General features: G+C 71.8%; 13 protein-coding genes and 1 pseudogene. 12 read left to right on the top strand and 2 right to left on the bottom strand.

What is annotated here, in order from left to right; translation table 11 throughout:
* Nucleotides 1–15: 15 nt before the first annotated feature.
* Entirely contained in the window at nucleotides 16–1,167 is a 1,152-nt protein-coding gene (locus ADL34_RS16265) for a serine hydrolase domain-containing protein (protein WP_062667248.1), read from the top strand.
* A 98-nt stretch (nucleotides 1,168–1,265) separates the two neighbouring features.
* Here the strand turns inward: ADL34_RS16265 and ADL34_RS16260 are convergent.
* A pseudogene (locus ADL34_RS16260) lies at nucleotides 1,266–2,279 on the bottom strand (NADP-dependent oxidoreductase).
* A 75-nt stretch (nucleotides 2,280–2,354) separates the two neighbouring features.
* Between ADL34_RS16260 and ADL34_RS16255 the strand changes: the two are divergent.
* Nucleotides 2,355–2,792: a MarR family winged helix-turn-helix transcriptional regulator gene (locus tag ADL34_RS16255; RefSeq protein ID WP_062667246.1), complete on the top strand. Its 438-nt coding sequence runs from the start codon at nucleotides 2,355–2,357 to the stop codon at nucleotides 2,790–2,792.
* Nucleotides 2,793–2,831: 39 nt separating this feature from the next.
* Here ADL34_RS16255 and ADL34_RS34855 read toward each other — a convergent pair whose 3' ends face one another.
* Nucleotides 2,832–3,818 (bottom strand): SCO2400 family protein, encoded by a 987-nt coding sequence (locus ADL34_RS34855; RefSeq protein WP_062667239.1) that lies wholly within the window; start codon nucleotides 3,816–3,818, stop codon nucleotides 2,832–2,834.
* A 313-nt stretch (nucleotides 3,819–4,131) separates the two neighbouring features.
* Here ADL34_RS34855 and ADL34_RS16245 point away from each other — a divergent pair, with 313 nt between their 5' ends.
* From ADL34_RS16245 to ADL34_RS16200, 10 genes are all read left to right on the top strand, one after another.
* On the top strand, nucleotides 4,132–5,289 hold the full coding sequence (locus ADL34_RS16245) for a mandelate racemase/muconate lactonizing enzyme family protein (protein ID WP_062667237.1): 1,158 nt from the start codon (nucleotides 4,132–4,134) through the stop codon (nucleotides 5,287–5,289).
* Nucleotides 5,286–6,290 (top strand): zinc-dependent alcohol dehydrogenase, encoded by a 1,005-nt coding sequence (locus tag ADL34_RS16240; protein WP_062667235.1) that lies wholly within the window; start codon nucleotides 5,286–5,288, stop codon nucleotides 6,288–6,290. Before ADL34_RS16245 ends, ADL34_RS16240 begins: the two co-directional genes overlap by 4 nt.
* 123 nt (nucleotides 6,291–6,413) lie before the next feature.
* Nucleotides 6,414–7,376: a hypothetical protein gene (locus tag ADL34_RS16235; protein ID WP_062667233.1), complete on the top strand. Its 963-nt coding sequence runs from the start codon at nucleotides 6,414–6,416 to the stop codon at nucleotides 7,374–7,376.
* Nucleotides 7,377–7,559: 183 nt separating this feature from the next.
* The gene (gene chvE / locus ADL34_RS16230) at nucleotides 7,560–8,669 is read left to right on the top strand and encodes a multiple monosaccharide ABC transporter substrate-binding protein (protein ID WP_360558623.1); all 1,110 of its coding nucleotides are present in this window, start codon (nucleotides 7,560–7,562) and stop codon (nucleotides 8,667–8,669) included.
* Nucleotides 8,670–8,701: 32 nt separating this feature from the next.
* The gene (gene mmsA / locus ADL34_RS16225) at nucleotides 8,702–10,252 is read left to right on the top strand and encodes a multiple monosaccharide ABC transporter ATP-binding protein (RefSeq protein ID WP_062667229.1); all 1,551 of its coding nucleotides are present in this window, start codon (nucleotides 8,702–8,704) and stop codon (nucleotides 10,250–10,252) included.
* Nucleotides 10,249–11,493, top strand: coding sequence for a multiple monosaccharide ABC transporter permease (mmsB, locus tag ADL34_RS16220; protein WP_062667227.1), 1,245 nt, complete (start codon nucleotides 10,249–10,251; stop codon nucleotides 11,491–11,493). Before mmsA ends, mmsB begins: the two co-directional genes overlap by 4 nt.
* A gap of 59 nt (nucleotides 11,494–11,552) precedes the next feature.
* Nucleotides 11,553–12,704 (top strand): aldose epimerase family protein, encoded by a 1,152-nt coding sequence (locus ADL34_RS16215; protein ID WP_062667225.1) that lies wholly within the window; start codon nucleotides 11,553–11,555, stop codon nucleotides 12,702–12,704.
* A 127-nt stretch (nucleotides 12,705–12,831) separates the two neighbouring features.
* Entirely contained in the window at nucleotides 12,832–14,466 is a 1,635-nt protein-coding gene (locus ADL34_RS16210) for a pyridoxal phosphate-dependent aminotransferase (protein WP_062667216.1), read from the top strand.
* Nucleotides 14,467–14,584: 118 nt separating this feature from the next.
* Entirely contained in the window at nucleotides 14,585–15,250 is a 666-nt protein-coding gene (locus tag ADL34_RS16205; RefSeq protein ID WP_062667214.1) for a DUF7019 family protein, read from the top strand.
* A 46-nt stretch (nucleotides 15,251–15,296) separates the two neighbouring features.
* Nucleotides 15,297–18,740 carry a serine/threonine-protein kinase gene (locus ADL34_RS16200; RefSeq protein ID WP_063892302.1) on the top strand — a complete coding sequence of 1,148 codons (3,444 nt, stop codon included), beginning with the start codon at nucleotides 15,297–15,299 and terminating at the stop codon, nucleotides 18,738–18,740.
* Nucleotides 18,741–18,746: the final 6 nt, after the last annotated feature.

Genomic DNA, 18,746 nt, shown 5'->3' with positions numbered 1-18,746 from the left:
GGATGAGGAGAGCGGATGACACCGGAGATCCACGGCACGGTCGCGGACGGCTTCGAGGCGGTACGGGAGGAGTTCGCGGCGTTCGTGGCCGCGGAACGGCCGGACTACGAGGGCCAGGTCGCCGCGTACGTGCACGGCAGACGGGTCGTCGACCTGTGGGCGGGCCCCGGTGCCGGGGCCGACTCCCTCTACGGGGTGTTCTCGTCCTCCAAGGGGGCGGCCCATCTCGTGGTGGCGCTGCTCGTCCAGGACGGCGTGCTGGACCTCGACCGCGCGGTGGCGTCCTACTGGCCGGAGTTCGCCGCCGAGGGCAAGGCCCGGATCACCCTGCGGGAGCTGATCGCGCACCGCGCCGGGGTCGTGGGCCTCGACGCCGGGTTCACGGCGGACGAGCTGGCCGACGACCGGACGATCGCGGAACGCCTCGCCGGGCAGCGGCCGTTGTGGCGGCCGGGCACGGCGTTCGGCTACCACGCGCTCAGCATCGCCGCGCTGACCGGCGAGGTCGTGCGGCGCGCCACCGGCCGCACCCTCCAGGAAATCTACGAGGAGCGCGTCCGCGCCCCGCACGACCTGGGCTTCTTCCTCGGGCTGCCCGAGGCCCTGGAGTCCCGCTACCGGCCGGTGCAGCCGATGGAACCGACGCCGGAGCAGCAGGCGGAGCTGGACGCCGTACCCACGGGCCCGCACACGCTGGCCTCGATCGCGTTCAACACGCATGTGCCGATGCCGGGTGAGCTGGCGGACTACCCCAACTCCCGTGCGGTGCGGGCGAACGGGCCCGCCTCGGCGGGCGGCGTCGCCTCCGCGCGGGGTCTGGCGGGCATGTACGCGGCCGCCGTGAGCGGGCTGGGCGGGCGCCCGCCGCTGCTGAAGCCGGACACGGTCGCCGAGGTCGGCCAGATCCACTCCACCGGCCAGGACCTGGTGTCCCGGACGTACAAGTCGTTCGGGCTCGGCTTCCAGGCGGTCTCGGACCCGTGGTACCCGTTCCTGGGCGCCGGCTCCTTCGGGCACGCCGGCGCGAGCGGCTCCCAGGCGTTCGCCGACCCGCGCAGCGGTCTCGCGTACGGCTACACGCGGCGCCGCTTCGCCTTCCCGGGCGGGGCGGCCCCGGAGAACGTGCGGCTGGTGCGGGCGGTGCACACCGCGGCGCTGGCCGTCTGACCCGCCGGCCACCGGGCCGAGGACCGTCCGGCCGGGGACCACGCGAGGCCGCGCCCCCACGCACGGGGGTGCGGCCTCGTCGCGTTCCGGGACCACCGTCAGAGCTTGACGATCATCTTCCCGGTGTTGTCGCCGCGCAGGACGCCGAAGAACGCCTCCAGGTTGTTCTCGATGCCCTCGACCACGGTCTCGCGGTACTTCAGCTCGCCCGAGGCGACCCAGGGGCCCACCTCCTGGACGAACTGCGGCTGCAGGTCGTAGTGGTCGCCGACCAGGAAGCCCTCGATCCGGCCGCGGGTCTGGATCAGCCGGGCGAGGTTGCGCGGGCCGGGGGCGGGCTCGGTGTCGTTGTAGACGGAGATCATGCCGCAGACGGCGATACGGCCGTCCCGGTTGAGGGAGCCGATGGCCGCCTCCAGGTGGTCGCCGCCGACGTTGTCGAAGTACACGTCGATGCCGTCCGGGGCGGCGGCGCGCAGCTGCTCGCGCACCGGGCCGTTCTTGTAGTTGAAGGCGGCGTCGAAGCCGTACTCCTCGAGCAGGAGCTTGACCTTGTCGTCGGAGCCGGCGGAGCCGATGACGCGCGAGGCGCCCTTGAGCCGCGCGAGCTGCCCGACCTGGCTGCCGACGGCACCGGCCGCGCCGGAGACGAACACCGCGTCGCCCTCCTTGAAGGCGGCGGTGCGCAGGAGCCCGGCGTAGGCGGTGAGGCCGGTCATGCCGAGGACGCCGAGGTACGTGGACAGGGGCGCGGCCCCGGGGTCGACCTTGACGGCGTGCCGGCCGTCGAGGGCCGCGTACTCGCGCCAGCCGAAGAAGTGCAGGACGTGGTCGCCGACCGCGATGCCCTCGGCGTTCGACGCCACGACCTCGCCGACCGCGCCGCCCTGCATGACCTTGCCGAGCTCGTAGGGGGCGGCGTACGACTTCGCGGCCGACATGCGGCCCCGCATGTACGGGTCCACCGAGAGGTACGTGTTCCGGACGAGTACCTGGCCGTCGCCGGGAGTCGGCACCTCGGTCTCGACCAGGGCGAAGTCCTCGGCCTTGGGTCAGCCGACGGGACGGGAGACGAGGTGCCATTCGCGGTTGATCACGGGGTGCCCTTCCATCAAAATACTTCAGTACCTGAAACAACCATGCGCCTGAATATTTCAGGATGTCAAGTAACCCGTTACCCTGGACGAGTGACCACCCCACCCAAGACGAACCGTCCGGACGAGCTGACCTTCGAGGTCGTCGATCTCATCGGAGCGGTCGTGGCCCGCTATCACGCGGAGTACGAGGAGGCGGCCGCGGAGCACGCGCTCACCGGCGCCCAGGCACGGCTGCTGAGCCTGCTCTCGCTGGAGCCGCTGCCGATGCGCAAGCTGGCGCAGCGGCTGCGCTGCGAGCCCTCGAACGTGACCGGCATCGTGGACCGGCTGGAATCACGGGGCCTGGTGGAGCGGCGGCCGGACCCGGCGGACCGGCGGGTGAAGCTGGCCGCCGCGACCGGGGAGGGCCGTCAGGTGGCCCGGAGCCTGCGGGAGTCCCTGCGCTTCGCCCGGGAGCCGCTGGCGGGCCTGTCGGAGGACGAGCGGCTGGCGCTGCGCGATCTTCTGCGCCGGATGCTGGCGGACTGACGCCCGCCGCGCGGGACACGCACGGAGGGAGGCCACTCCCTACGTGCACCACCACAGGAAGCGCTTGCACTCCGTCGGCTTGGGGTCGGGCGTCGGCTCCGAGGTGGCCGGGTCCTGCGTCGGCGTGGGGTCGCCCCCGCCGCCCGACGTCGGCGTGGGGTCGGGGGCCGGGGGCGGCGTGTCCGCGCCGGTACCCGCCGACTGCGACTCCGGGTCCGGGGTTCCGTCCCCGTCCGCGTCCTCGCCCTTCTTCCCGTCCTCGTCGTCCTTGCCCTTGTCCTCGTCCTTGCCGGACGCGGAGGCCGAGGGGGAGGCGGACGGGTTCCCCGAGGCCGTGTCCGCCCCGGCGCGGGCGGCGGCGCCGGTGGCGCCGGGCGACGCCCGCACCTCGTCCTCGGCGGCACCCTCCGCCGAGGAGTCGCCGGCGGCGGCCGCCGGGGGGTTGTCGCCCGGGGCGTCCATGCCGAGTTCGGCGAGGCTCAGACCGCCGGCGGCCAGGACGAAGCCCGCGGCGACGAGCAGGGTCCGGCGCCGTCTGCGGCGGTGTGCGGCGGCCTTGCGGTCCCGGCGGCTCGTACCGGCCCCGGCCTCGTCCGCGTCGCCGTCCTCGTCGTCGTACGCCTCCGGGTCGTCGTACTCCGCGGAGTCGTCGTAGCCGTCCTGCTCGTCCTCGGGGACGGTGTGGACGTCCCGCTCGTCGCCGCCGCGCCGGCGGCCCCGGCCGCGGCGCTGCGCCGCCCGCCGCGCGGCCCGGCCGCCCGTCGGTGCCTCCTCGGCCGGCCCGCCGTCGTCCGCGGGGGCGTGCGCGTCCTCAAGGGGATGCGCGTCCCCGGCGGCGTCCGGTTCCGCGCCGGTGTACTGCCCCGCGTACGCCGCGGGCGCGCCCGGGGACCGCCCGGCCGGCGGGGGGTACCCGGCGCCGGCCATGGCGTCCGCGTACACATGCGGCTGTTCGGTCGTGGCGCCGCACCCCGGACAGGCGAGTGCGCCGTTCAGGTGCCGTCGGCACGGGTGGCAGTAGTCCATGACGCGGGAAGACTAGGTTCCGGACGCCTACCGTTCCTAGTCACCGCTGTGAAAGTTTTGTGGACAACAATGCGCAGAGGCATGACCAGTTGGCGGATATGGCACGACACGCCAGACACGCCCCGCACGCTCCGCGACGAAGCGGCCGGATCAGGGACCGCGAGTGGTGTCGAAACCGTTATGCGCGCGACCCATTGACACCCCCGTCGCCCCCTCCCTACTGTCACGTCAGCATTTCGAACGTGTGACGAAATATCGAACATCGCCGGGTGCACAACCGAATGGGCCGACGACGCAGCAAGGGGCAACTGCCGTGCGTATCACCGGAATCAGCACACATGTGGTCGGGACGCCGTGGCGCAATCTGACCTACGTCCAGGTGCACACCGACGAAGGGCTGACCGGAGTCGGCGAGACCCGGATGCTGGGCCACACCGACGCGCTGATCGGCTATCTGCGGGAGGCCGAGGCCAACCACATCCTCGGCTCCGACCCGTTCGCCGTCGAGGACCTCGTGCGCCGTATGAAGTACGGCGACTACGGCCGCGCGGGCGAGATCGTGATGTCCGGCATCGCGGTGATCGAGATGGCCTGCTGGGACATCAAGGGCAAGGCGCTCGGGGTGCCGGTGTGGCAGCTCCTCGGCGGCAAGGTCACCGACAGGGTGAAGGCGTACGCGAACGGCTGGTACACGACCGAGCGCACGCCCGAGGCGTACCACAAGGCCGCCCGCGCGGTGATGGAGCGCGGGTACAAGGCGCTGAAGATCGACCCCTTCGGCACCGGGCACTTCGAGCTCGACCACGAGCAGAGCCTCTACGCCGTCTCCCTCATCGAGGCCGTACGGGACGCCATCGGCCCCGACGCCGAGCTGATGCTGGAGATGCACGGCCGCTTCTCCCCCGCCACCGCCGTCCGTCTGGCGCACGAGCTGGCGCCGTTCAAGCCCGCCTGGCTGGAGGAGCCCTGCCCGCCGGAGAACCTGAAGGCGCTGGAGAAGGTCGCCGCCAAGGTCGACATCCCGGTCGCCACCGGCGAGCGCATCCACGACCGGATCGAGTTCCGGGAGCTGTTCGAGAGCCAGGCCGCCGACATCATCCAGCCCGACGTCGGCCACATCGGCGGCATCTGGGAGACCCGCAAGCTCGCGGCGACCGCCGAGACCCACTACACGCTCGTCGCCCCGCACAACGTCGGCGGTTCCGTGCTCACCGCCGCCTCCCTCCAGGTCGGGTTCACCTCCCCGAACTTCAAGATCCTGGAGCACTTCAACGACTTCGCCGACGCGGAGATCAAGAAGGTGGTCAAGGGCGCGCCGCAGGTCGTCGACGGCTACTTCCACCTCTCCGACGCCCCGGGGCTCGGCGTGGAGTTCGACGCCGACGCGGCCGCCGAGTTCCCGCAGCAGCAGGCCCGGTTCGACCTGTGGGCCGAGGGCTGGGAGCAGCGCAAGCCGAAGGGGACGCGGTGAGCACCGCCGTCGTCGTCGAGGCGCCCGGCCGGCACCGGCTCGCCGCGCACACGCCCCGTGACCCCGGTCCGGGCGAGGCGCTGGTCCGGGTGCACGCCGCCGGCATCTGCGGCAGCGACCGCGAGCTGTACCAGGGCAACCGGCCCGAGGGGTACGTCCGTTACCCGCTGACGCCGGGCCACGAGTGGTCCGGGACGGTCGCCGCCGTCGGCGCCGGGGTGCCGGAGCGGCTCGTCGGCCGGAAGGTCGTCGGCGAGGGGTTCCGCAACTGCCAGGTGTGCGACCGCTGTCACGCCGGTGAGACGACGCTGTGCGAGGCGGGGTACGAGGAGACCGGGTTCACCCAGCCCGGCGCCATGGCGGCCACGCTCACGCTGCCGGCCCGGCTGCTGCACGTCCTGCCGGACGACTGCGACCTCACCGCCGCCGCCCTGCTGGAGCCGGCCGCCTGCATCGCGGCGGCCGCGCTGAAGGCGGGCGCCCGGCCGGGCGAGCGGGTCGCGGTGGTCGGCACCGGGACGCTCGGGATGTTCGCCGTGCAGTTCCTGGCGGCGGGCTCGCCCGGCGAGCTGCTGGTGGTGGGCACGCGCCGCGACCGGGAACAGCTGGCGCGCGCGTACGGGGCCACCGCCTTCCGCACCAAGGACGAGGAACTGCCGGGCGACTTCGACGTCGTCGTGGAGACCGCCGGGTCGGCCGACGCCGCGCACACCTCGGCCGCGCTGCTGCGGCGGGGCGGGCGCCTGGTGCTCACCGGCATCCCGGCGCCGGGCGCGCGAGGGCTCGACCCGACCGATCTCGTCGTGCGCCAACTGGAGGTGCACACCGTCTTCGGGGCCCCGCCGGACGCCTGGGCGCACGCGGTGCGGGTGTTCTCCGCCGGCCTCCTCGACCCGCTCCCGCTGGTCACGCACGAACTGCCGCTGACGGAGTTCCCGCAGGCGATCGAGCTCGTGGGCTCCGGCGACCCGAAGGTGGGCAAGGTTCTCCTCCGCCCGTGAGCGGCCCGTCGCCGTACGCCGGGACGGGGGCTCCCTGACGGTCCCCGTGCCGGCGTACTCCCGAGGTCCCGCACACCCAGAGACGCGAACCTCGTCCGAAATACCGAACACTAAGGACATCCCGTGACCGACGCCTCCGCAACCCGGCGACCCGGCGAGCAGGCACTCGCCGCCCTCGGCCTGGGCGCGCCCGACCTCTCCCCCGCCGACGCCTCGCCCCACACCTTCCCCGGCGGGGGCCGCTGGCGCACCGAGATCCCCTCGTGCGAGGGGCCCGAGGCGCTGGCCGTCGTCCTGAAGGAAGCCTCCCGGCTGGACGTGCCGATCCACCGGATCAGCCAGGGCAGCGGCGTGTGGATGCTGACCGACGCCGAGATCACCGAGATGGTCGAGGCGACGGCCGAACGGGACATCGAGCTCTGCCTGTTCACCGGCCCGCGCGGCACCTGGGACATCGGCGGCTCCACCCGCACCGACTCCCGCGGGGCCGGGCTGCGCGCCCGCGGCCACGACGCGGTGGCCGGCTGCGTCGAGGACGCCGTGCGCGCCACCGAACTGGGCGTGAAGTGCCTCCTGGTCGCCGACGAGGGCGTGCTGTGGACGCTGCACCGGGCGCGCGCCACGGGCATCATCCCGGCCGACACCACCCTGAAGGTCAGCGCCCTGATCGGTCCGGTCAACCCGGCGGCGTACGCGGTGTACGAGCGGCTGGGCGCCGACTCGGTGAACGTGCCGAGCGATCTGACGCTGGACCACCTCACGGAGATCCGGCGGGTCTCCGCCGCCCCCATGGACATGTACATCGAGGCCCCCGACGACCTCGGCGGCTATGTGCGCATGTACGAGGTCGCCGAGCTGATCCGGCGCGGCGCCCCGCTGTACCTGAAGTTCGGGCTCTCCAAGGCCCCCGGCATCTACCCCTACGGCCATCAACTCAGAGAGCTGACGCTGGCCACCGCCCGCGAACGCGTCCGGCGTGGACGGCTGGCCCTTGACCTGCTGGCGCGGCACGGGGCCGACGGGGAGATGGCTCCCCTCGGTTCCCGGCTGCCCGGCACGCTGACGCGTTTCGAAACGCGCGCATAACGTTCCGGCGAAACCCCCTTCACAGAAGCAGACGCAGTCGAACACAATCCCACACACCCTCGGTCGACCGACCAGCCGACCCGAACAGCCCCGGACACGTCCTCGCATCGCCCACGCAGCGCCCGGACCTGACCGGACCGAGCACGACCGAGCCCCGCTCCACTCACATCAAGGATGATGATCATGCGTAGTCGCAGAGCCGCACTCGCCGCCACGGCCTCCGTCGCCTCCCTCGCCCTGACCCTGACCGCCTGCGGCCAGGACAGCGACGGCGGCAGCAAGGACGACAACGGCAGCACGAAGGGGGCGACGATCGGCATCGCGATGCCCACCAAGTCCTCCGAGCGCTGGATCGCCGACGGCAACAACGTCGTCAAGGACCTGCAGTCCAAGGGCTACAAGACCAAGCTGGTCTACGGCGAGGACGACCCCGACCAGCAGGTCTCGCAGATCGAGAACCTGATCACCCAGGGCGTCAAGGCGCTGATCGTGGCGGCCATCGACAACAAGTCGATGAACAACGTCCTCCAGCAGGCCAAGGACGCGGACATCCCGGTCATCTCCTACGACCGCCTGATCCTCGGCACCCCGAACGTCGACTACTACGCCTCCTTCGACAACGAGAAGGTCGGCGAGCTCCAGGCCAGCTACATCGTCGACAAGCTCGGCCTGAAGGACGGCAAGAAGGGCCCGTTCAACATCGAGCTGTTCGCCGGCTCCAACGACGACAACAACACCCGCTACTTCTTCGGCGGCGCGATGAAGGTGCTCCAGCCCTACATCGACAAGAAGCAGCTCGTCGTCCGCTCCAAGCAGACCGCGCTCAACCAGGTCACCACCCTGCGCTGGGACGGCGGCACCGCCCAGAAGCGCATGGACGACATCCTGACCTCGGCGTACAAGAGCGAGCGCGTCGACGCGGTGCTCTCGCCGTACGACGGCATCTCGATCGGCATCCTCTCGGCCCTGAAGTCGGACGACTACGGCTCCAAGAGCAAGCCGCTGCCGGTCGTCACCGGCCAGGACGCCGAGGTCGCCTCGGTGAAGTCGATCATCGCCGACGAGCAGTCGATGACCGTCTACAAGGACACCCGCGAACTCGCCAAGGTGGCCTCGAACATGGTCGACGCCCTGCTCAACAAGAAGAAGCCCGAGGTCAACGACACCAAGACCTACGACAACGGCTCGAAGGTCGTCCCGGCCTACCTGCTGGAGCCGGTCGCCGTGGACAAGACCAACTACCAGAAGGAAGTCGTGGACTCCGGCTACATCAAGGCGAGCGACCTCAACTAACCGCCGGCCCACTCTGATTGGAAGGCACGACCATGGCGGGACCCGTCCTGGAAATGCGCTCGATCGTCAAGACCTTTCCCGGCGTCAAGGCGCTGTCGGACGTCACGCTGACCGTCCGGCAGGGCGAGGTCCACGCCATCTGCGGGGAGAACGGCGCCGGCAAGTCCACGCTGATGAAGGTCCTCTCCGGCGTCCACCCGCACGGCACCTACGAGGGGGACATCCTCTTCGAGGGCGAGGTCTGCGAGTTCAAGGACATCCGGGCGAGCGAGCAGCGCGGCATCGTCATCATCCACCAGGAGCTGGCGCTGTCGCCGTTCCTCTCCCTCGCGGAGAACATCTTCCTCGGCAACGAGCACGCCCGGGGCGGCTTCGTCGACTGGCGGGAGACGCTGCGGCACGGCACCGAACTGCTGCGCCGGGTGGGGCTCTCCGACCACCCCGACACCCGCGTCGCCGACATCGGCGTGGGCAAGCAGCAGCTCGTGGAGATCGCCAAGGCGCTGTCGAAGAAGGTGAAGCTGCTCATCCTCGACGAGCCGACCGCCGCTCTCAACGACGAGGACAGCGGCAAGCTCCTGGACCTCATCCTGGAGCTGAAGAATCAGGGCATCACCTCGATCATCATCTCCCACAAGCTCAACGAGATCCGCAGGGTCGCCGACTCGGTGACGATCCTGCGGGACGGGCGGACCATCGAGACGCTCGACGTGAAGGCCCCGGAGACCACCGAGGACCGCATCATCAGCGGGATGGTCGGCCGGGACCTGGAGCACCGCTTCCCCGAGCGCACCCCGCACGAGCCGGAGGAGGGCGCCGCCCCCGCCCTGGAGATCCGCAACTGGACCGTGCACCACCCGATCGACCAGCAGCGCAAGGTCGTCGACGACGTGTCGGTCCAGGTGCGGCGCGGCGAGATCGTGGGCATCGCGGGGCTCATGGGCGCCGGGCGCACCGAGCTGGCGATGAGCGTCTTCGGACGCACATACGGCCGCTACCACGGCGGCACGGTCCTCAAGGACGGCAAGGAGATCCGCACCAAGACCGTCCCCGAGGCGGTGAAGCACGGCATCGCGTACGTCACCGAGGACCGCAAGCACTACGGCCTGAACCTCATCGACACCATCAACCGCAACATCTCGCTCAGCGCGCTGGGCAAGGTCGCCAAGCGGGGCGTGGTCGACGAGCACGGCGAGCGGCAGGTCGCCGAGGGCTTCCGCAAGTCCATGAACATCAAGGCGCCGACCGTCTTCGAGCCGGTGGGCAAGCTGTCCGGCGGCAACCAGCAGAAGGTCGTCCTCAGCAAGTGGATCTTCGCGGGTCCCGATGTGCTGATCCTGGACGAGCCGACGCGCGGGATCGACGTCGGCGCCAAGTACGAGATCTACACGGTCATCGACCAGCTGGCCGCCCAGGGCAAGGCGGTCGTCTTCATCTCCTCCGAGCTGCCCGAGCTGCTCGGCATGTGCGACCGCATCTACACGATGGCCGCGGGCCGGCTGACCGGCGAGTTCTCCCGCGAAGAGGCCTCGCAGGAATCGCTGATGCGTCAGATGACGAAGGACAAAGAGGTAACCCGATGAGCACGGATGTGACCGCCAAGAGCCCGGCCCCCGCGCCGCCGGGGAAGAGCGCGCGGGGCGGGGGTGACGGACTGCTCCAGCTGGTGCTGGAGGGCCTGCGCCGCAACATGCGCCAGTACGGCATGCTGATCGCGCTCGGCCTGATCGTCGTGCTGTTCGCCGTGTGGACCGACGGCGACCTGCTGCTGCCGCGCAACGTCTCCAACCTGGTGCTGCAGAACAGCTACATCCTGATCCTCGCGATCGGCATGATGCTGGTCATCATCGCGGGCCACATCGACCTGTCGGTGGGTTCGCTGACGGCGTTCGTCGGCTCCATGGCCGCCGTGTTCATGGTCAAGCACGACATGCCGTGGCCGCTCGCGGTGCTGCTGTGCCTGGCGATCGGCGCGCTCGCGGGCGCGGCGCAGGGCTTCTTCATCGCCTACGGCGGCATACCGTCGTTCATCGTGACCCTGGCGGGCATGCTGATCTTCCGCGGTCTGACGGAGATCTTCCTGGAGGGCCAGACGCTCGGCCCGTTCCCGGAGGGGCTGCAGAAGGTCGCCAACGGCTTCCTGCCCGAGGTCGGCCCGGACACCAACTACCACAACCTCACGCTGCTGCTCGGCTTCGCGATGATCGCGGTCGTGGTCTTCCAGGAGTTCCGGGACCGCCGCCGGCAGCAGGAGTTCTCGCTGGACGTCCCGCCGTTCAACCTGTTCCTGCTGAAGCTGGTGGCGCTGGCCGCCGCCGTCCTGACGCTGACGATGCTGCTGGCGAGCTACAAGGGCGCCCCCATCGTGCTGCTCATCCTCGGGGTGCTGCTCGTCGGGTTCGGCTATGTCATGCGCAACGCGATCATCGGCCGCCACATCTACGCGATCGGCGGCAACCTGCCGGCGGCCAAGCTGTCGGGCGTGAAGGACAAGAAGGTCACCTTCCTGGTCTTCCTGAACATGGGCATGCTCGCGGCCCTGGCGGGTCTGGTCTTCGCCGCCCGCTTCAACGCGGCCTCGCCCAAGGCCGGCCTCAACTTCGAGCTGGAGGCGATCGCGGCCTCGTTCATCGGCGGCGCGTCGATGAGCGGCGGTGTCGGCACCGTCCTCGGCGCGATCATCGGCGGTCTGGTCCTGGGTGTGCTGAACAACGGCATGAACCTCGTCGGCATCGGCACCGACTGGCAGCAGGTCATCAAGGGCCTGGTGCTGCTGGCGGCGGTCGGCTTCGACGTGTGGAACAAGCGCAAGGTCGGTTCGTAGGTCCACGCAACGGGCCCCGCCGCTCCGGCGGGGCCCGCCTTCCTGAACAGGAGCCGCACATGGACATGAGCAGACGCACGGTCATCGCCGGTGCCGCGGCGGCGGGCATCACCGCCGCGAGCCTCGGCAGCGCGCACGCGCACGGCACGGGAGGCGGGGCCCCGGTCAGGTCCGTCTTCGGCACCCTCGCCGACGGCACCAAGGTCCACAGCTGGTCGCTGGCCAACGGCGGCACACGGATGAAGGTCCTCTCCTACGGCGGCGTGGTGCAGTCCCTGGAGGTCCCCGACCGCCGGGGCCGGTACGCCAACGTCTCCCTCGGCTTCCGCTCCCTCGACGACTACGTCGCGTCGAGCCCGTACTTCGGGGCGCTGATCGGCCGGTACGGAAACCGGATCGGCAAGGGGCGCTTCACCCTCGACGGCAAGACGTACCAGGTCGACGTCAACGACGGCGAGAACAGCCTGCACGGCGGCGCCAAGGGGTTCGACAAGCGGGTGTGGGACGTCGAGCCGTTCACCAAGGGCACCGACGTCGGCCTGCACCTGTACTACACGTCCCTCGACGGCGAGATGGGCTACCCGGGCACCCTGCGCGTGAAGGTGACGTACACCCTCACCAAGTACGGCGACTGGCGCATCGACTACGCGGCCACCACCGACAAGGCGACCGTCGTCAACCTGACCAGCCACGTCTACTGGAACCTCGCGGGCGAGGGCAGCGGAACGATCGAGAACCACGAGCTGAAGATCGACGGCTCCCGCTACACCCCCGTCGACGCGGGACTCATCCCCACCGGCGAACTGGCGCGTGTCGCGGGCACCCCCTTCGACTTCCGCCGCTCCAAGGCCATCGGCGAGGACCTTCGCGAGGCGCACCAGCAGCTCCTGTACGGCCAGGGCATCGACCACAACTGGGTGCTCGACAAGGGGATCTCGGCACGCCCGGAATGGGTCGCCACCCTCAAGGACCCGTCGTCGGGGCGCACCCTGCGCATCGCGACGACCGAGCCGGGGCTCCAGTTCTACTCGGGGAACTTCCTCGACGGCACGCTCGTCGGAACCGGCGGCCGCGTCTACCGGCAGGGCGACGCACTGTGCCTGGAGACCCAGCACTTCCCCGACTCGCCGAACCGTCCGTCGTTCCCGTCGACGGTGCTGCGGCCGGGCCAGACCTACCGATCCACGACGGTGCACTCGTTCACCCGCTGATTCACCGGTGATTGAACGGCGTCACCCGAGCCTCCGTATGTAACGGCGGCCCGTGCTCCCCCGCGCGGGCCACCCAATGACGACGGGCCCGGTCCTCCCCGCCGGGCCCGCCCCATACGGAGGTTCCATGGCCGACAACGTCACCTCGCTGTTCCGCAGCACCGCGGCACACAGCCCGTCGATGGCGGCGCTGACACGCGAGGGCGGCGACGGGGCCGGCCCGGTCGACTTCTGCATCCCCTGCAACCCGTACTTCCCGACGCCCGAGATGTTCGAGGACATGGCGGGGAAGCTGCGGGACATCATCACGTACTACCCGAGCAGCGCCGACACCATCACGGCCGAACTGTGCAGCCTGCTCCAGCTTCCGCCGCAGTGCGTGGCGATGGGCAACGGCTCCACCGAGCTGATCACCTGGATCGACCATCTGATGGTCCGGGAGTCCCTCGCCGTCCCCGTCCCCACGTTCGGCCGCTGGACCGACCAGCCGATGGAGACCGGCAAGCGGGTCGACATGTTCCCGCTCCAGGAGTCCAGCGGGTTCGCCCTGGACCTCGCGCAGTACGCCGAGTTCATCCGGGCCAGGGGCACCCGGGTCGCGGTGATCTGCAACCCGAACAACCCCGACGGCGGCTTCCTGCACAAGCACGCCATCGTGCAGTTCATGGACGCCATGGCCGACCTGGACCTGATCGTCGTGGACGAGAGCTTCCTGGAGTTCGCGGACGCCGAGCAGGAGCCGTCGGTCGTCCAGGAGGCCATGCTGCGGCCCAACGTGATCGTGCTGCGCAGCCTCGGCAAGAACTTCGGCCTGCACGGCATCCGCTTCGGCTACCTGGTGGCCAACCCGGCGCTCGCCCGGATGGTCCGCTCGATGCTGCCGAAGTGGAACCTCAACTCCTTCGCCGAGCACGTGGTGTTCATGCTGAAGGACCATGGCGCCGAGTACGCGCAGAGCCTTCAGCAGGTGCGCCAGGACCGGCTGGAGATGGCGGGGGCCCTCTCGGCGCTGCCCGGTCTGACGGTCTACCCGTCCCAGGGCAACTTCCTCTTCGTGCGCCTCCCCGTCGGCGCCGAGGGCACCGTGGTCCGCGACCGGCTGCTCACCGAGCACCGGATCCTGGTCCGCGAGTGCGGCAACAAGATCGGTTCGTCCAGCCGCTTCCTGAGACTCGTGGTGCGCCCCCAGGTGGACGTGCGTCGCCTGGTGTCCGGCCTGGAGCAGGTGCTCTACGGGTCCAGGAGGGGAGCCGCCGTACCCGAGCTGAGCAACGGGACCAGCTACAGCTCGGGTACGGCGGCCGTGGACCGCCTGGTGGGCTCCACCAACGGGGCGGGCTTCACGGCGGTGCCCCAGCCGCAGCCGGTACCGCAACAGGTGCCCGTGGGCGGCGGCACCCCCATGCCGGCCCCGATGCCGGTGGCCCCGGCGCCCGCGCCCGTCCCGGTGGCCCCCGCACCCACCCCGATGCCGGCCCCCGCCCCGGTACCGGCCGCGGCGGCCGCGGCCCCCGCGCCCGCCCCCGCCCCGGCTCCCCAGCCCACCCCGACACCCATGCCGTTCCCCTCGCCGGTGGCACCGGCCGCGACGATGGTGCCGCCCGGCCCCACTCCGCCGGGCGTCCCGGCCCGCGGCGGCCTCACCGCGGCCCAGGTCCGCGGCACCACGGGCCCGGTCCCGGGCCTCGCCCCGGCCCCGGCCACCGGCTGGCCCCAGGCCCAGAGCTGGCCGAACGCGGCGGGGATGGGGCAGACGGGGTAGCGGCCGCCCGCTTCAACTCCCCGCACGATGGTGCACGTTCGCCCGCGATCCCTGGTTACCCTGCTCACGGCGGTCATGCCGTGAGACCGAGTGGGACAGGACGACGACCGGGGGGATCGTGCGCTACTACAACTACGTGTCCGAGGCGAAGGTGGACATGCTGTTCGGGCAGATCCCGCCCAGGCTGCTGTCCGGTCTCGCGACCGAGCTGAAGGTCGATCTGCAGGTCGTCGGCCTGACGGTCCAGAAGGGCCCCGCCGATACGGGCCTGTACGGCCGGCTCGACATCGTCGAGGCGTACCTCGACCGCGACCACGACATCTCCTGGATGTCCGAGCCCTCCGCCTGGTTCCGCGGGGAGTGCGAGCTGCGGATGTCCGGGTTCGGCCCGGCTCCCGACGGGCCGCTCCTCATGATGGGCCGGGAGGCCGGGACGGTCGTCGCCCTCATCGGCTCGGCGCACCACCTCTTCGGGCGGCGCGTGCCTCCGGAGTCCGGCCTCATGGGTCACTCGATGCTCCCGTCCCTGTTCCGGCTGCTGCAGGAGGGCGCCGCCGACCGGCCGGTGACGGCCCCCGCGGGCCCTCCTCGTGGCGAGTCGGCCCGGAGCAAGGAGGGGACGCTGCGCGAGGTCGCACGGCTCGACCGGGCCCTGCGCGGGCCGGGCGAGCCCTCCGAGTTCCTCGCACGCCGGCTGCTGTCGGGGGTGATCACCGATGATCAGGGACAGGAGCTGAACGTCGTCGTGGGCACACCGCTCTATGTGGCGCAGACGGACGAGTGACGCGGCGGGGCGCGCCCCGGGCGGGCGTCCCGACCCCCGTGCGACGGTGCCGGCGTCCCTCCCGGCCGAAGGGGCGGGCGGATCACCCGGCGGATCGGCGGACACCACCGGCGCCGTGTGGTCCCCGGGCGACACCGTCGCCGGTCTGTACCGGGTGGGGGACGTCCTCGGGCAGGGGATGACGGGGGTGGTCCACCGGGTCCGGCATCTGGCCTGGAACACCGACCTCGCCGTCAAGACGCCCCTCGCGGACGTGCTCGCGCACCCGGACGACCGCGAGAGCTTCGTCCGGGAGGCCGAGACCTGGGTCTCCCTGGGGCTGCACCCGCACGTCTGCACCTGCCACTACGTGCGCACCCTGGGCGGCGTCCCCCGTGTCTTCGCCGAGTACCTGGACGGCGGCAGCCTGCGCGACTGGATCGACGGCGGCAGGCTGTACCGCGGCGGCTCGCGCAGGGTGCTGGGACGGGTGCTCGACATCGCGATCCAGACGGCCTGGGGCCTGCGGCACGCGCACGAACGCGGCGTGGTCCACCAGGACGTCAAACCGGCGAACATCGTCCTGGACTCCGGGGGCACGGCACGCGTCACCGACTTCGGCCTGGCGCGGACGGCGCGGGGGCGCAGCGGCGCGACCGGGCCGGGAGCGCCGCCCGACACCACCGTCCTGGTCACCGTGGGCGGCATGACCCCCGCGTACGCCTCCCCCGAGCAGCTGGCGGGCCGGCAGCTGGACCGGCGCAGCGACGTGTGGAGCTTCGCGGTCACGGTGCTGGAGATGTTCCTCGGCGAGGTCACCTGGTTCGCGGGCCCGTCGGCCGCGGCGGCGCTCGCGGATCTCCGCCGCCGGGGCCGTGCGTCCGGTGGTCCGCTCGCGATGCCGGAGCCGCTGGCCGAGGTGCTGGCGGACTGTCTGCGCGAGGATCCCGCCGAACGGCCGCGCGACATGGCCGAGATCACCGCACGGCTCCTCGCCGTCCACGCCTCGCAGGTGGGCCGTTCCCATCCGCGTCCGGCTCCCGGAGCCGTGCGGCCGCGGGCCGACGAGCTGAACAACCGCGGGCTGTCGCTGGTCGACCTCGGCCGGTTCGAGGAGGCCGAGGCGGCGTTCACCGAGGCCCTCGCGACGGACCCGCGGCACCTGGAGGCCTTGTACGACTTCGGTCTGCTGCAGTGGCGGGCGGGACGGCTGACCGACGACGCGCTCGTGCACGCCGTCGAGAGCGTGCCCGCCCCCTCGGAGGCCGTCGCCCGGGCGAAGCGGCACCTGCTCGGCGAGGTGCACCTGGAACGCGGCTCCCTGGAGGAGGCGCTGCCCCTGCTGGAGGCGGCGGCACGGGACGAGCCGGAGAACGCGGAGGTGCGGGCGGCACTGGAGCACGCCCGCTCCGACGGCCTGGCGGCAGCCGGCCCGCTGCACAGGTTCGGTCACTCCGGGACGGCCACCGGTGATCTGAGTGCGGACGGGCGCCTGGCGGCGACCGGGGACGAGGAGGGACTGGTCCGGCTGTGGGACGTGGAGAGCGGCGAGCCCCTCCAGATGTTCCCCGCGCACCGCAGCCACGTGTTCTCGCTCTGCCTCGGCGACGACGGAACGCTGATCCTCACGGCGGGGATGGAGCAGGTGTACGACGGCCGGCATCACACGGTGCGCCTGTGGGACACCGAGACGGGCGCATGCGTCCGGGAGCACGTGAGCGACACGTATGTGCACGCCGTACGGCTGAGCGCCGAGGACCGGATGATCGTGTTCGGGACCGGCGGCCCGATGGTGCGCCTGGAGGACTCGGAAGGCCGCTGGTGCGTTCTCGGCGAGCCCCTCGAGCCGTTCACGCTCGACGTCCATCCCGTCTGGCCGAGCGCTGACGGGCGGGCGGTGCTGTCCGCGAGACTGGACGGTGTGCTGGGGCTCTGGGACGTGGCGAGCGGCGGCTGCCTGCGCACCTTCGAAGGCCACGGCCGGTCCGTCGGTGCGGTGTGCATGAGCGACGACGGCACTGTGGCCGTCTCGGGTTCCGACGACGGCACCATCCGGGTGTGGGACGTCTCCACGGGCCGCTGCCATCGCGTCCTGACCGGGCACACGGACTCGGTGTACGCGGTCCGGCTGAGCGCCGACGGCCGTACGGTCGTCTCCGGGGGGCGGGACACCACCGTACGGCTGTGGGACCTGGCGACCGGCCGGTGTCTGCGCACGTTCGGCCGGCACACCGGTGCCGTGCACGCGGTCGCCGTCAGCGCGGACGGCCGCCGGGTGCTGTCCGCCGGCGAGAACGGCGACGTGTGGGTGTGGCGGGTACGGGGGGAAGACCGCCATGTCGCCCCGCTCCGGCCGAGCCGGCCCCGCTCGCACGCCGAACTGGCCCAGCTGGACCTGCGCGTGGAGCGGCTGCTCGACTCCGCCGAGCGGCACCTCGCCGAGGGGCGCTGGGCCGCGGCGCGCCGGCGGGTGGAGAAGGCCAGGTCCTCCCCGCGTCACGAGCGCCACCCGCGGGCGCTGGACGCCTGGCACGCCCTCGCGCTGTCCTCGGTGCGGGTGGGAGTCCGGGCGGTCTGGCAGTCGAGGGCGCTGGAGGGGCACACCGACCGCGTGCACTCCGTGTCGCCGAGCGCCGACGGGCGGCTGGTGCTGTCGGGCGGCTGGGACGGCACCGTCCGGCTCTGGGAGGCGTCGACCGGCCGCTGTCTGCGGGTGTTCGAGGGCCCCAACGGGCTCGACTCGAGTTGTCTCAGCGCCGACGGCCGGCTGGCGCTCATCCGGACCGACGACGGCGCCGTGCACCTGCGCGAGGCGCGGAGCGGCCGGATCGTGCGCCGTCTGGAGACACCCCGGGGCGTCGTCGGCGCGGTGGCGATGGGGGCGGGGGACCGGCTGGCCCTCGTCGGCCGGGGAGGCGGGGACGCCGCGACGACGGCCGTGTGGGAGCTGGAGACCGGGCGCGTCCTGCACGTCCTCGAGGGGAAGGTGAGCGGCGGTCCCGGCGGGCTGAGCGCCGACGGACGGCTCGCACTGACCCTGGGCCGGGGCAACACCGTGCGGGTCTGGGACGTGGAGACGGGTCACCCCGTGCACATGCTGGAGACACCCTCCTCGCTGGGGACGGCGGCGCTCAGCGCGGACGGCGGGTTCGTGCTCACCGGCAGCGCGGATCACGTCATGCGGCTGTGGGCTCTGCCCTCGGGCCACCGGGTACGTTCCTTCGCCGGCCACACGGGGGCGGTCTACGCGGTGTGCTGGAGCACCGACGGCCGTTTCGCGCTCTCGGGGAGCTGGGACGGCACCGTGCGGTTGTGGGACGTGACCGACGGCACCTGCCTGCACACCCTCCGAGGACACACGGGAGAGGTCGCCGCGGCTGTCCTGAGCGCCGACGGGCGTTTCGCCTTCTCCGGGGGTGCCGACCGGGTCGTGCGGCTGTGGGAGATCGACTGGGAGCTGGACGTCCGGCGGCCCGCCGGCGGTGGCGCGGGGAAGCGGCCGTCCGCGTGAGGGCCG

Origin of the sequence: Streptomyces sp. NRRL WC-3605 (genome assembly GCF_001509795.1) — a bacterium.
Taxonomy (GTDB): Bacteria; Actinomycetota; Actinomycetes; order Streptomycetales; family Streptomycetaceae; genus Streptomyces; species Streptomyces viridochromogenes.
The sequence above is the reverse complement of the archived record's forward strand: the minus strand, read 5'-3'. Positions and strand labels throughout refer to the sequence as shown.